The sequence below is a fragment of the Henriciella marina DSM 19595 genome (assembly GCF_000376805.1).
Taxonomy (GTDB): domain Bacteria; phylum Pseudomonadota; class Alphaproteobacteria; order Caulobacterales; family Hyphomonadaceae; genus Henriciella; species Henriciella marina.
Map to the genome: position 1 here is coordinate 2,118,098 of NZ_AQXT01000002.1, position 11,617 is coordinate 2,129,714.

The 11,617-nt window shown below is 60.5% G+C and carries 16 protein-coding genes; 6 read left to right on the forward strand and 10 right to left on the reverse strand.

All coding sequences use genetic code 11. The annotated features are described in order from the left end of the window. Nucleotides 1-11: 11 nt before the first annotated feature. The 4 genes from F550_RS0110400 to F550_RS0110415 are packed head-to-tail and all read right to left on the reverse strand — an operon-like array spanning nt 12 to nt 2,048. Nucleotides 12-287 (reverse strand): GNAT family N-acetyltransferase, encoded by a 276-nt coding sequence (locus F550_RS0110400; protein WP_018148491.1) that lies wholly within the window; start codon nt 285-287, stop codon nt 12-14. Next, nucleotides 284-571 carry a GNAT family N-acetyltransferase gene (locus F550_RS0110405; RefSeq protein WP_018148492.1) on the reverse strand — a complete coding sequence of 96 codons (288 nt, stop codon included), beginning with the start codon at nt 569-571 and terminating at the stop codon, nt 284-286. The genes F550_RS0110400 and F550_RS0110405 overlap by 4 nt, the downstream gene beginning before the upstream one ends. After that, the gene (locus F550_RS17560; protein WP_040500513.1) at nt 564-1,808 is read right to left on the reverse strand and encodes an FAD-binding domain-containing protein; all 1,245 of its coding nucleotides are present in this window, start codon (nt 1,806-1,808) and stop codon (nt 564-566) included. The genes F550_RS0110405 and F550_RS17560 overlap by 8 nt, the downstream gene beginning before the upstream one ends. A gap of 51 nt (nt 1,809-1,859) precedes the next feature. After that, nucleotides 1,860-2,048, reverse strand: coding sequence for a CsbD family protein (locus F550_RS0110415; protein ID WP_018148494.1), 189 nt, complete (start codon nt 2,046-2,048; stop codon nt 1,860-1,862). Nucleotides 2,049-2,152: 104 nt separating this feature from the next. Between F550_RS0110415 and mnmD the strand changes: the two genes are divergently transcribed. Then, the gene (gene mnmD / locus F550_RS0110420) at nt 2,153-3,982 is read left to right on the forward strand and encodes a tRNA (5-methylaminomethyl-2-thiouridine)(34)-methyltransferase MnmD (protein WP_026180709.1); all 1,830 of its coding nucleotides are present in this window, start codon (nt 2,153-2,155) and stop codon (nt 3,980-3,982) included. Nucleotides 3,983-3,991: 9 nt separating this feature from the next. Here mnmD and F550_RS17565 read toward each other — a convergent pair whose 3' ends face one another. The 5 genes from F550_RS17565 to F550_RS19310 all read right to left on the reverse strand — a co-directional run bounded on the left by F550_RS17565 (nt 3,992) and on the right by F550_RS19310 (nt 6,023). Further along, complete coding sequence (locus F550_RS17565) at nt 3,992-4,171, reverse strand: hypothetical protein (protein WP_018148496.1); 180 nt, start codon at nt 4,169-4,171, stop codon at nt 3,992-3,994. Between the two features lie 89 nt (nt 4,172-4,260). Continuing rightward, nucleotides 4,261-4,719 (reverse strand): envelope stress response membrane protein PspC, encoded by a 459-nt coding sequence (pspC, locus tag F550_RS0110430; RefSeq protein ID WP_018148497.1) that lies wholly within the window; start codon nt 4,717-4,719, stop codon nt 4,261-4,263. Nucleotides 4,720-4,731: 12 nt separating this feature from the next. Next, the gene (pspB, locus tag F550_RS0110435) at nt 4,732-4,989 is read right to left on the reverse strand and encodes an envelope stress response membrane protein PspB (RefSeq protein ID WP_018148498.1); all 258 of its coding nucleotides are present in this window, start codon (nt 4,987-4,989) and stop codon (nt 4,732-4,734) included. A 107-nt stretch (nt 4,990-5,096) separates the two neighbouring features. Beyond that, nucleotides 5,097-5,819 carry a phage shock protein PspA gene (pspA, locus tag F550_RS0110445; protein WP_018148500.1) on the reverse strand — a complete coding sequence of 241 codons (723 nt, stop codon included), beginning with the start codon at nt 5,817-5,819 and terminating at the stop codon, nt 5,097-5,099. 63 nt (nt 5,820-5,882) lie between these two features. After that, complete coding sequence (locus F550_RS19310) at nt 5,883-6,023, reverse strand: hypothetical protein (protein WP_018148501.1); 141 nt, start codon at nt 6,021-6,023, stop codon at nt 5,883-5,885. Nucleotides 6,024-6,225: 202 nt separating this feature from the next. Here F550_RS19310 and pspF point away from each other — a divergent pair, with 202 nt between their 5' ends. Then, the gene (pspF, locus tag F550_RS0110455) at nt 6,226-7,284 is read left to right on the forward strand and encodes a phage shock protein operon transcriptional activator (RefSeq protein WP_018148502.1); all 1,059 of its coding nucleotides are present in this window, start codon (nt 6,226-6,228) and stop codon (nt 7,282-7,284) included. A gap of 55 nt (nt 7,285-7,339) precedes the next feature. Next, the gene (locus F550_RS0110460) at nt 7,340-8,143 is read left to right on the forward strand and encodes a WecB/TagA/CpsF family glycosyltransferase (protein ID WP_018148503.1); all 804 of its coding nucleotides are present in this window, start codon (nt 7,340-7,342) and stop codon (nt 8,141-8,143) included. A gap of 21 nt (nt 8,144-8,164) precedes the next feature. On the opposite strand, the gene F550_RS0110465 is transcribed toward F550_RS0110460, so the two are convergent. Beyond that, nucleotides 8,165-8,359, reverse strand: a complete 195-nt coding sequence (locus tag F550_RS0110465) for a zinc-finger domain-containing protein (protein ID WP_018148504.1) — start codon at nt 8,357-8,359, stop codon at nt 8,165-8,167. A 118-nt stretch (nt 8,360-8,477) separates the two neighbouring features. Here F550_RS0110465 and F550_RS0110470 point away from each other — a divergent pair, with 118 nt between their 5' ends. The 3 genes from F550_RS0110470 to F550_RS0110480 all read left to right on the forward strand — a co-directional run bounded on the left by F550_RS0110470 (nt 8,478) and on the right by F550_RS0110480 (nt 11,617). Further along, nucleotides 8,478-9,137, forward strand: a complete 660-nt coding sequence (locus F550_RS0110470) for a glutathione S-transferase family protein (protein ID WP_018148505.1) — start codon at nt 8,478-8,480, stop codon at nt 9,135-9,137. A gap of 28 nt (nt 9,138-9,165) precedes the next feature. Further along, entirely contained in the window at nt 9,166-10,107 is a 942-nt protein-coding gene (locus F550_RS0110475; RefSeq protein WP_018148506.1) for an ABC transporter ATP-binding protein, read from the forward strand. 67 nt (nt 10,108-10,174) lie between these two features. Then, nucleotides 10,175-11,617 carry an MATE family efflux transporter gene (locus F550_RS0110480; protein WP_018148507.1) on the forward strand — a complete coding sequence of 481 codons (1,443 nt, stop codon included), beginning with the start codon at nt 10,175-10,177 and terminating at the stop codon, nt 11,615-11,617.

Consider the following 11,617-nt stretch of genomic DNA (forward strand, 5'->3'; position numbering starts at 1 on the left):
GCCTTAATGGATCAGGCGAGCACATCCTTCCAGTCCGGATGCCTGTCGATCTGCGTTCGGGCAAAGCCGCAGACGGGTATGAGCTTGAAGTTCTCCTCGCGCGCCTTCTCGACCAGCATGCCGACAAGCTTGGTGCCGAGGCCGCGTCCGCCAAGCGCAGACGGCACGCCGACAAAGTCGACACGCATGACGCCGTCACCCTTCCAGCCATAGCGAATGACGAGTTCGTGGCCATCGACGTCCGTTGTCAGGCGTGAGCCATCATCTTCCAGTGTGAGGTCAGTCATCGAAGCACATCCTTCCATTCGGGGTGTTTGTCGAATTGCGCTTTTGCGAACGGACAGAGGGGCATGATCTTGAGGCCTCGATCGCGCGCCAAGGCGATGCCAGCTTCGACCAGTTGGAGCCCTACGCCCTGTCCGCCCAAGGCTTCGGGAACATCTGTATGGTCGATGATTATGACCGAGGTCCCGGCCTTCGAATAGGTCATTTCGGCCTCATGGCCTTCGACCATCACATAAAATCGTCCGCCGCTATCACCTTCGGAGTGCCTGATATTGAGATCAGCCATCGGTTTTCAGTCCTTCCGCAAGCCCTAAAGTGCCAAGAACAGATGGGATCTGTTTGCGCAGCTTGAAGTAGCCCTTCCTGGTATGCGGCCAGAACGCGTCGTCCCAATCCCGTCTTATTTCGTGAATGATGAAACCTTCACTGCGAAGCTTGCGCAAGAGGGGCGCCATGCGGTCACGCGCCCAGCCCGTTGGGATAAAAGGCACGACAATGTCTTTGACCTGAAGCCGACCCACCCAGTCAAAGAGCGCCGTCTCAGGGTCTGTCTGCTTTGAGAGATTGGTTTCTGGAACGCCGAAATGCAGGGCTGCCCGCGACAGGCCGTCCGCCAGCGCGCCAGCGGTGAATTCGCGCGCGGCCTGGGAAACATCATCGGCGCAGCGCGAGGACGCGCTCTCCATCCCGGCGACAGCCTCGACATCCAGATGCTCGTCCAGCCAGGTCTCGATCGAGAGATCATCCTCCGTCAGCAGCAGGGCAAATGGCTTTTGAGGCAGCGGGTCGGCAGCCGTAATGGTTTCCGGCGGCGGGTTTCCAGTCCCGTCTATGTCTCGCGGCCGATCTGCTAGATTGCGCGGTGAAAAGCGGCCATCACTACAGGTCTCGATCGCTTCTCGTTTGGCAAGATAGGGCTTGCCAGCTGTGTGAAGCCCGGCAACCCAGCGCCAGGACAGCGTATTGGAGGCGGGGTCTCCGTCGAGGAGATGACGCAGGAAAAAGTCTGCGCCGAGCGCCCAGGGCAGCTTCAGCGTGAAGAGCCAGATGGATGCAAATGACATCCGGGCGTGATTGTGAAGATAGCCTGTTTCGGCGAGTTCGCGGGCCCAGTGATCGAAGCCGTCGATGCCGGTCCGGCCTGCAGTCGCCGTCTCGTAGTCCGCGCGAAGGCTTGCGTCTTTCTCAAGCAATGCGGCCTGGCTGGTGCGGGCGTCGACATAATCGCGCCAGACCAGCGGGCGGTGCTCAAGCCAGCCCTTGAAATAGGTGCGCCAGCAGATTTCCTGGATGAACTTGAAGGCCTGCTCGGCGCCATGAACGATTAGCGCAGCGGAGACCGCTTCTTCTTCAGAGAGAAGCCGATGGCGGATAAAGGGAGAGAGTTGTGAGACATTGGCACGGCCCTCGATCCCGGGGTCGACATTGCGCCGCCCGGCATAGTGTGCGCCCATCCGGGGCACAAATTCGTTCAGCCTTTCAAGCGCTTGCGCCCGGGTCGGTCCAACATGATGTGGTATCATGACAAATGAACTAGACCCGGGCGCATAGCTGCCAAGCGTGATTGAACGCGCTTAGTTTTTCTTTTTCTCATCGTCTTTCAACGCGTCTTTCGCGTCTCCGACGACTTCCTGGCCTTTGCCTTCGACCTGTTTGGCCTTGCCTTCAGCTTCCAGTTCCCGGTTGTCAGTGGCGACGCCAGCGACTTCCTTTACTTTGCCTTCGGCCTGCTTGCCTTTGCCTTCTGCATGATCTTTTCCCATTGGAAATTCCTTTCTGTTATTTCCCAGTCCTGCTGAATCAACCGTGCAACCAGCGCCGTCGTTCCGGGGCGGACAAAATTTAATCCTGTGCTAAATGCACCCGGATGAGCCGTCTGCCCCCTCGCCCGGATCTGGAATGGTCGACCGACGGCACGCCTGAAGATCGGCGGATGGGTGACATCTATTTCTCCCGTCAGAGTGGGCTTGAGGAGGCGCGATCTGTCTTCCTGAAGGGCTGTGGCCTGCCTGACCGCTGGGCGGGGAAAAACGCCTTCACGATTGGTGAGCTGGGCTTCGGGACAGGCCTCAATTTCCTCGCTGCGTGGCAGCTCTGGCGCCAGACCCGTCCCACAGCCAAGGCGTGGCTGCACTTCGTTTCCTTTGAAGGATTTCCCCTTGACCGAGGCGACGCAGAGCGCGCGCTTTCCGCCTGGCCGGAGCTGGAAGCGCTTTCAGGGAAACTCTTAAAGCAGTGGCCGGAGCGAGCGCTCGGCGTGCAGCGTCTGGTCCGGCCGGGCGATGGAGTAACGCTGACGCTTCATACCGGGGACATTCACGAGACCTTGCCGGCATCGCGGTTCCTGGCTGATGCCTGGTTCCTCGATGGATTTTCCCCCGCAAAGAATCCGCAAATGTGGGACAAATCGCTCTGGCCGATGGTGTACCAGCGGTGCATGGGCGGTGTTTGTCTCGGTACTTTTACGGTCGCCGGTTTCGTCAGACGTGGCCTCACCGAGGCAGGCTTCGACGTCGCCAAGGCGCCAGGGTTCGGGCGCAAGCGTGAACGGCTTGAGGTTCGCCTGAACGAGCCACCGGAGCGCGGCCCGGATACGCACGGCCTCCGATCTCCTGAAAACCGACCGGACAAGGTTCGCATCATTGGCGCGGGGATCGCTGGCGCGACGCTGGCGCGGACGTTTCTGGACCGGGGGCTGGACGTTGAGGTGGTCGATGCAGCGACCGGCCCGGCGCAGGCGGCGAGCGGCAACCCGCTGGCGCTGGTGATGCCGCGGCTTGATGCTGGCGACACGGTTCAGGCGCGGCTGCTGATCGATGCCTATCTTCGCGCGCGGCAATTTTATGCGGGCCGGTCCGGCGTCACCGAGACCGACGTGCTTCAGCGGCCAAAGGATGCGCGCGAGGCCGAGCGGATCGCCAAGGTTCTGGCGGACCCGCCGCTGGGTCTGGAGAACCTGGAAGCCGCCGCGACCGGACAGCTGCACAAGCGCGCGCTGATCCTGGAGCCGAGGGTCCTGATCGAAAGCCTGCTTGAGGGGGCGAGCGTGATCTATGGCGAGCGCTCGGATCTGTCCGCTCTCGACCCGTCCGTGCCGACCATTCTGGCATCAGGGCAAGGCGCGCAGAACTTGCTGCCCTGGCTTGGGCTGACGGGCCGCCTTGGTCAGGTGGAGATGGCCGAGGTGAACGTGGCTGCGCCGCCATCGGCGATTGCCAGCGGGCACTATGCCCTGGCGCTTGGGCAAACCCGCCTCTGGGGCGCGACATTCGAGTCCTGGGATGGGGCGCCACCTGAGGCGACAGAGAAAGCGCGCGCGCAGAACATGGCCGCGCTTGAAACGCTCGATCCCTATTGGCGACAGGCCGCGAAGTCAGCGCCCGTCACAAGCAGGGCCGGTGCGCGCGCAACAACGCCAGACCGCCTGCCGCTGATCGGGGCGGTGCCGGACGAGGCAGCCGCGAGAGAGATTTTCGATGGGGTTCGACATGGTCAGACCATCGAGGCGGATGCGCCGCTGGTCGATGGCCTGTTCCTTTCAGGTGGGTTCGGATCGCGAGGATTTACCTGGGCGCCCTGGGCGGGCGAGATCCTTGCGGCGCAGATCCTGTCGGAGCCCGCCCCGGCGACCGTCTCCGCGCTGGAGGCGGTATCGCCGATGCGGCTTATCCTGCGGGCGCTGAAGCGCGGCGGTTGAGCCTTGGCTCTATTGAGCCGCGGCGAAGATCAACTGCAGGCCGCGTTCGGCAGAAGCTTCAAGCGTCAGCTGGACGCCGCCGGCTTCTATGTGCAGACCACCGGCCATGCTGGCGGCTGCGGCAGACACCAGAAGGATCACTGCGCTGGAAAAGGCGATCCATCCGCTGGTCTGTAGGTTGCGTGTCATTGGTATAGCCCCCGTGGCTTGGTTTGGTTGGGTTGCCGGCTCTTCCCATTCGTGCCGGACGGGCAGGAAGAGGAGTTGAGCCGACATGGTTAGTTCTTCTCAAGGTTGCGGAATTCGCGGCGCAGGCGCCATTCATCCGAGGTGACACTGGCTTCGAGATTCTGAAGCCGGTCTTCCAGGTCCATGAAGGAGTACTTCAGGCCCGAATAGGTGGTCTTCGGACGGTCTGAGACCCCGCGCCAGAAGGCTTCTTCCTCAGGTGGCAGGTGCCCAAGCGACTTTTGCGCCTTTGGTACGATCATCCACATCAGGATGTAGCCAATGAGGATCAGCGGGCCCGCGAGGAAGAAGAAGGCGGCGATCGTTATCAGCCGGACCACGAGCGGGTCCCAGCCGTAGCGTTCACCTATCCCGCCGCAGACACCAGCCAGAACGCGTTCGTTCCGGGAGCGGCGCAGCCGCTTTGGGTTCGGAGAGCGGAACATGTCATCTTCATAGCGCTCCTGGCGCTCATGATTGCGTGAATGTCTCGAGTGCGGATGGGTCATTTCAAGTCTGTCCTATTGGTCCAGGGAAGAGCGCGGCCGGCGCGTAACCGGCGCGGCATCTTCCGGGTGGGTTTCAACGAGCTTTTCGAGGGTCTCGATGCGGCGCTCCATTCGTTTGGCGGAGCGCCAGAGATCTTCGAGCATGCGCTCATCGTCGGGCTCCAGGGTCTTCTGTTTCCGCCAGAGCGTGATGTAGTGAAACACCATGCCCGGGAAGACGACGAAGAGAGAGATGATCGCGACGAGCGGGATGAGATATTCGGGATCCATGACTATCCTTTCTGGGCACCGTCCCGATCATCCATGGACTGGATGACAAGGCCGGGCACGATGATGATCGTGAGGATAATGGCGAGAACTGTGAGAGACGTCAGCATTTATTGACCCTCACCTTGGCTGGCACCCTGGCTCGACTGCGTGGAAGCGCTGGACGGTTGGCTCGTGGACTGGCCACGTGACTTCTTCAGCGCTTCAAGCTCTTTCTCGACAGCTTCGTCACGCTCAAGCGCAGCGAATTCGTCTTCCAGGCTCGGCTCACGGCCCTGAATGGTGTCGGCATATGCCTCCATCTCATCGACCTTGCGCTCGACATTCGCATAGCGGGCCAGCGCATCGTCGACACGGCCGTCATAGGTCTGCGAGCGCATGCGGATGCGTTGCTCTGCAGCTTCGCGGCGCATCATCAGGGCGCGATGCTTGGCTTTCGCCTCATCGAGCTTTGCCTGAAGCTTGCCGAGATCCGACTGGTGCTTTTCGAACGCGTCTTCAGCAGCCTGCATGGCGCTTTGACGGCGGTCGATTTCGCCATTGGCTTTCTGCTTTGCGCTGAGTGCGCCGCGGGCAAGATCTTCACGGCCCTTGTCGATTGCGACGCCAGCCTTGTTGGCCCAGTCGTCACGCACGCGGGTATAGTGATGAATCTCGCGTTCCATCTCTTTCTTGTCGGCCATGGCGCGGGCGGCCGCAGTGCGGACTTCAACCAGCGTGTCTTCCATTTCCTGAATGATGAGACGTGCGATCTTCTCAGGGTTTTCTGCACTGTCCAGCATCGCATTGATGTTGGAATTGATGATGTCGCCGAGGCGGGAAAAAAGTCCCATGGTTATTTATCCTTTCAAACTCGGTAGATCGTCTGGGAGGAGACGAGTGCTTTTTACGGGTGGCTAGAAGAACAGGCCGCCAAGGAAGACGCCTGCAGCAAAGAACATCCAGCATTCGGCTGGGCGGCTTGCGAGCCAGCGGCCGAAGCGGCTACCTTCTTCGCGGCCTTGCCGATAACGGGTCTCATAAGTGCGGTCGTTCATTCTTCTGGTCCTTTTCTTTGACGACGCCCGTCGCCTGACTTGCCATACTCATTTCAAGACCCGTGCCAGTTTTTTGGTAACCACTTAGTGCGTTGATTTTATACCGTTTATTTACGGACCGACTTCTCCATACAATTAGTTATTGGCGAATATTACTAAATTTATTAGTTGTTTTGACTGAGCGTTTAGCTATTTTAACCGAATGGTTGGCGAAACTCCTCAGATTGTCGGCGAAGCCCCCGAATGGCTTTCGGCGCTCGAACATATTTCGAGGTTGGCCCCGCTGGACCGGCCTGCGCTGGTCATCGGGGAGCGCGGAACCGGTAAGGAGCTCGTCGCTGAACGCCTGCACTTCCTGTCGCGGCGCTGGGACGGGCCCTATATCAAGGTCAATTGCGCGGCCCTGTCCGATGACCTTCTGGATTCAGAGCTTTTCGGCCATGAGCGCGGCGCCTTTACTGGCGCAACCGAACGGCGGATCGGGCGGTTTGAGCTTGCCAATGGTGGCACGATTTTTCTCGACGAGATCGCGACAGCCTCACAGCGGGTGCAGGAAAAGCTGCTGCGCGTTATCGAGTATGGCGAGTATCAGCGCCTTGGCGGCGAGAAAGTCCTGCAGACCAATGTCCGTGTGGTCGCGGCAACCAATATCGACCTTCCCTCAGCCGTTGCTGCTGGCAAATTTCGTGCAGACCTTCTCGACAGGCTGGCTTTTGATGTGGTGACGCTCCCACCCCTGAGGATGCGTAAAGGAGATGCCAGCCTGCTGGCTGATTTCTTCGCCCGGCGCATGGCACGCGAAATGATGGAGGATTTTCCAGGCTTTGCGCCGTCTGCGATCGAGGCGATCGAAACCCATGACTGGCCCGGCAATGTACGCGAGCTGAGGAATTTCGCCCAGCGGATCACGGCCCGCGCACTGGTCGTTCCAACCAATGATCCGATCCGCTTCGACCCCGAAGCTCTGGACCCGTTCGCGTCACCCTTCAGGCCAGCTCCGGTCTTGAAAGGTACGCCTGAAACACCACCTGCCGCATCTAAACCTGCTCTGCCAAAGCCAGACCTGGGAGCCCCTTTTGAAGTTCAGACACGGCTGTTCGAAACGGCCCTTATCGACGCCGCCCTCGCCGCGCATGACAGCCATCAGGGGAAGGCTGCCGAAACGCTTGGGCTGACCTATCACCAGTTTCGCGGGCTTCTTCGCAAGCATGATTATGGCAAGAAGCCCGGCAAGACCGACATAGACGATACCATGGACTGACAAGAAACGAACTCGCCGAGCTGATTCCGACGGCTCCGCCTGCCAAGGAGACACCATGCAGAGTTCTATCGCCAAGCCACCCGTCAAAGGCGCAGCGCCGGACGCCAAGGCGCCCAGACCGGTCGATTTCCTCGGCCTGACCTTCGAACCGCGCACAGCCCGGGACGCCGCCCGCGCGATTGCCTCGCGCGCGCTTGGCTCGGAGAAATTCTGGTATGTCGTGACGCCGAATGTCGACCATATGGTTCGCCTGCAGCGCGAGCAGGACCTGCGCCGCCTCTATGATGAGGCAGACCTTATCCTCAATGACAGCCGCGTTCTGGAATTGCTGGCAAAGCTGGAAGGTGTCCGCCTGCCTGTCTCTCCAGGCGCCGACATCGTGCAGACCCTGTTTGAGCGCGAAGTCGACCCCGATGAGCCAATTGTCGTGATCGGCTGCACGGCGAGCGAGATCACAGCCCTCAAGGCGCGTTTTGGTCTGTCAGATGTACGCTGGCATGACCCGCCAATGGGCCTTCGCAAGAAACCTGATGCGATCAAGGCGGCTGCAGACTTCATGGCGCGCAATCCGGCCCGATTTCATTTCCTCTGTGTCGGCTCACCGCAACAGGAAATGGTGGCGCAGGCGGCGCGCGAACGTGGCGGTGTGCAGGGCGCGGGCATCTGCTGCGGGGCGAGTCTCGACTTCCTGACAGGACGTACCAAGCGCGCGCCGGAATGGATGCAAGAGCTGCGGCTGGAATGGCTGCACCGGCTGACCAGCGAGCCGCAGCGCATGTTCAAACGCTACCTCATCGACGGGCCGAAGATTTTCGCGATCTGGCGCAAGGACAGAAAGCGGCGCAAGGCGTCGGCGTAAGGACGCGCCAGCAATGAAAGCCTATTGGCCGGCGTCGTACTTGCCGCCCTTGAGGACAAAGCGCCGGTCGCAATAGCCGCATTCGACCATTTCCTCGTCGCCCATCTCATACCAGACAATCGGATGGCCGAGCGGGCCATCGCCGCCATCGCAGGCGACATGATGCTCGTCGGTGATAATGGTCTCCGGTGCGTCCGGCAGGTTCTGAATGGCCATTGGTGAACTTCCCCGATGTCAGCATTGCCCGTCGGGCAGTGTGACGCATAGGTAGTCTGTCACGAATGGCGGCGTCAATTGGATGAGACACCGCACCTTTTGACTGAGAGGCCGACCGATGAAACCGACACTCTATCACTGCCGCAATGCGCGCTCCTTCAGGCCGCTCTGGGCGCTGGAGGAAATGGGGATCGACTATGATCTTGTCGTCCTGCCGTTTCCGCCAAGGGTTCACTACAAGCCATACATGGAGATCAACCCGCTCGGCACCATCCCGTTCTTTACCGATGGCAAGACGAAGATGACCGAATCGACCGGTATCTGTCATTACCTCGCAGAGACGCAGGGCCCGACCGATCTCGCCGTCAGGCCCGATGAGGCCGATTATTGCGAATACCTCAACTGGATGTATTTCTCCGACGCGACGCTGACCTTTCCGCAGACGCTGGTGCTGCGCTATGAGATGCTGGAGCATAAATCGCGCCGCCAGCCACAGGTCGCCGATGACTACCGCATGTGGTTTTCAGGGCGGCTACGGATCGTGGACCAGAAGCTTGAACACAACATGCATATGGCGGCGGGCCGGTTCACCATGGCGGATATTGCGATCGGCTATGGCCTGCTGCTGGCCAGCGTCCTGCCCCCGCTGGAGCCTTGTCTGAGCGATACCTGCAAGGAATATCTCGGGCGACTGAAGGCAAGACCAGCTTTCAAGCGGGCACAGGAACGACAAAAACAGGCGCTGGTGGTAGAGGTCTCCGACAACAACCCTATATGACCGGTTCACGAGATGCGACGGAGGACAGATGTCCGCACCCGATTATGCGATTGAGGTCGAGAACCTTGATAAAGTCTATGCAGCATCCGGCAAGATGCCGGAAAAGCGCGCGCTGCAATCGATCAGCCTGAAAATCCCGCGTGGGAGCATCTTTGGCCTTCTGGGGCCAAACGGGGCGGGTAAGTCGACTTTCATCAATATCCTGGCAGGCCTTGTTACCAAGACGTCCGGCAAGGCGGCGATCTGGGGCATGGACATCGACCAGCACCCGCGCGCCAGCCGGGCCGCGATCGGTGTGGTGAACCAGGAAATCACCATGGACCCCTTCTTCACGCCGGAAGAGGCGCTGGAGCTGCAGGCCGGTTTCTATGGCGTGCCGAAGAAATCACGTCGCACAGCCGAGATTCTTGAGGCGGTCGGGCTTTCCGACAAGGCAGACGCCTATGTGCGCCAGCTGTCTGGGGGCATGAAGCGGCGCCTGATGATCGCCAAGGCGCTGGTCCACCAGCCGCCCGTGCTGATCCTCGATGAGCCGACCGCAGGCGTCGATGTCGAACTTCGCCGCTCGCTCTGGCAATATGTCCGCCGTCTGCATGATGAAGGCACGACCATCATCCTGACGACGCACTATCTGGAAGAAGCCGAAGAGCTTTGCGACGAGATCGCGATCGTCAATCACGGTGAGATCATCGCCTGCGAGCCGACGCCGAAACTGCTGGCGCGTATGGATCAGCGCATCCTGAAGATCGTGCCCCGAGAGACGTTGAGCGCCGTGCCTGAGGCGCTGAAGCATTTGGACATCAGGCTGCTGAAAACCGGTGAGCTGGAAATCGCCTATCGCAACAGTGAGACGGGCATTGGCAGACTGCTGGAGAAAGTGCGTGATGCCGGGATCGGTGTCGCCGATCTCTCGACTGACCAGCCAAAACTGGAAGACGTGTTCGTCGCGATGACGACCGAAGTGGCTTGAGCCAATAGCGGGTATCTGACCCGACGGGAGAGCTGACCGCGGCGGCCAACCGCCCTAGTTGATCCGTATGAGAACCGATCCGCGTGCGCAGGCCCTTCTGGAAGGGCCGATCATCAAATCGCTGCTGAGCCTGTCGGTCCCGATCATCATCGCGAACGTGCTGCAGTCGGCCTATCAGCTGATCGATGCATTCTGGGTCGGGCGGCTGGGCGATGCTGCCGTGGCGGCGGTGTCGGTCTCGTTTCCAGTAATTTTCCTGACCATCGCGCTCGGCTCCGGCCTCGGCATCGCGGGCTCGATTCTGGTGGCCCAGTATTATGGGGCCGATGACCAGGACATGGTGAACCATGTCGCCGCGCAGACCATTGTCTCCATCGTTGTGACCTCGCTTGTTCTTGGCGCAGCGGGCTTTGCGCTAACCTCGGAGCTGCTCCGCATGATGGGGGTTACGCCAGAGGTTTTCGAGGGCGCGAAGGGCTTCATGAATGTCGCCTTTCTGGGCCTCGCTTTCAGTTTCACCTTCATCATGTTCCAGTCGCTGATGCGCGGCGTCGGAGAGGTCCGGCTGCCGATCTATATCGTCGGCGGGACGGTCGCGCTGAACGCCGTGCTCGACCCGCTCTTCATCTTTGGGTGGGGGCCGATACCCGCCTCAGGGGTCATGGGCGCGGCCATGGCGACCTTCGCGACGCAGGGCATCGCCTGCTTCATCGGGCTCTGGATCATGTTTGGCGGCCGGTTCGGCATGCAGATCGGATGGAGCGATTTCAAGCCTGATTTCGCCTTCATCAAGAAGGCGTTCTTCCTGGGCCTGCCCGCGTCGATCGAGATGTCGGCGCGCGCTTTTGGCATCATCATCATGACCTTCCTTATTGCGGGCTTTGGCACGCGCGCCATTGCCTCCTACGGCGTTGGCACCACGATCCTCCAGGTCGTGCTGATCCCGGCGCTTGGGCTGTCGATGGGGATCTCGACACTGGTCGGCCAGAATATCGGGGCTGGCAAAAAGGAGAGGGCCGCAGAGATCGGCCGCCTTGGCGCGCTCATCTCGTTCGGGGCGCTAACGCTGGCCGGTGTGATCGTCTTTGCTTTCGCGCCCGCCTTCATCGCCTTCTTTGTGCCGGGAGAGCCCGAAGTGATCGCGACCGGGTCGATTTTCCTGCGGACCATGGCGCTCGCCTGGGGCTTCCTTGGGGCGCAGTTCGCACTGACCGGCGTGTTGCGCGCCTCCGGCAATATGCTCATCGCAATGATGCTGACGCTGGTCTCGCAATGGGTGATCCAGTTCCCGCTGGCCTATGTGCTCTCGATGCATACCAGCCTTGGCATGAACGGCATCTGGTGGGCCTTTCCGGTGACGCACGTCACCATCGCGCTGATCACGGCGGGCATATTCCTGAAAGGCGACTGGAAGAATAAGCAGCTCACCGGCGGGCCGGAAGACCGGCTTGCCAGCAAGGTCTCGGAGGAAATCCTGACAGAGGAAGCCTATACAAGGCGCCAGGGTTAG

What these genes read in the sequence shown, in the direction of transcription:
- F550_RS0110400 (WP_018148491.1), bottom strand. Translation starts at nt 287, where the DNA reads ATGACTGACCTCACACTGGAAGATGATGGCTCACGCCTGACAACGGAC.
- F550_RS0110405 (WP_018148492.1), bottom strand. Translation starts at nt 571, where the DNA reads ATGGCTGATCTCAATATCAGGCACTCCGAAGGTGATAGCGGCGGACGA.
- F550_RS17560 (WP_040500513.1), bottom strand. Translation starts at nt 1,808, where the DNA reads ATGATACCACATCATGTTGGACCGACCCGGGCGCAAGCGCTTGAAAGG.
- F550_RS0110415 (WP_018148494.1), bottom strand. Translation starts at nt 2,048, where the DNA reads ATGGGAAAAGATCATGCAGAAGGCAAAGGCAAGCAGGCCGAAGGCAAA.
- mnmD (WP_026180709.1), top strand. Translation starts at nt 2,153, where the DNA reads ATGAGCCGTCTGCCCCCTCGCCCGGATCTGGAATGGTCGACCGACGGC.
- F550_RS17565 (WP_018148496.1), bottom strand. Translation starts at nt 4,171, where the DNA reads ATGACACGCAACCTACAGACCAGCGGATGGATCGCCTTTTCCAGCGCA.
- pspC (WP_018148497.1), bottom strand. Translation starts at nt 4,719, where the DNA reads ATGACCCATCCGCACTCGAGACATTCACGCAATCATGAGCGCCAGGAG.
- pspB (WP_018148498.1), bottom strand. Translation starts at nt 4,989, where the DNA reads ATGGATCCCGAATATCTCATCCCGCTCGTCGCGATCATCTCTCTCTTC.
- pspA (WP_018148500.1), bottom strand. Translation starts at nt 5,819, where the DNA reads ATGGGACTTTTTTCCCGCCTCGGCGACATCATCAATTCCAACATCAAT.
- F550_RS19310 (WP_018148501.1), bottom strand. Translation starts at nt 6,023, where the DNA reads ATGAACGACCGCACTTATGAGACCCGTTATCGGCAAGGCCGCGAAGAA.
- pspF (WP_018148502.1), top strand. Translation starts at nt 6,226, where the DNA reads ATGGTTGGCGAAACTCCTCAGATTGTCGGCGAAGCCCCCGAATGGCTT.
- F550_RS0110460 (WP_018148503.1), top strand. Translation starts at nt 7,340, where the DNA reads ATGCAGAGTTCTATCGCCAAGCCACCCGTCAAAGGCGCAGCGCCGGAC.
- F550_RS0110465 (WP_018148504.1), bottom strand. Translation starts at nt 8,359, where the DNA reads ATGGCCATTCAGAACCTGCCGGACGCACCGGAGACCATTATCACCGAC.
- F550_RS0110470 (WP_018148505.1), top strand. Translation starts at nt 8,478, where the DNA reads ATGAAACCGACACTCTATCACTGCCGCAATGCGCGCTCCTTCAGGCCG.
- F550_RS0110475 (WP_018148506.1), top strand. Translation starts at nt 9,166, where the DNA reads ATGTCCGCACCCGATTATGCGATTGAGGTCGAGAACCTTGATAAAGTC.
- F550_RS0110480 (WP_018148507.1), top strand. Translation starts at nt 10,175, where the DNA reads ATGAGAACCGATCCGCGTGCGCAGGCCCTTCTGGAAGGGCCGATCATC.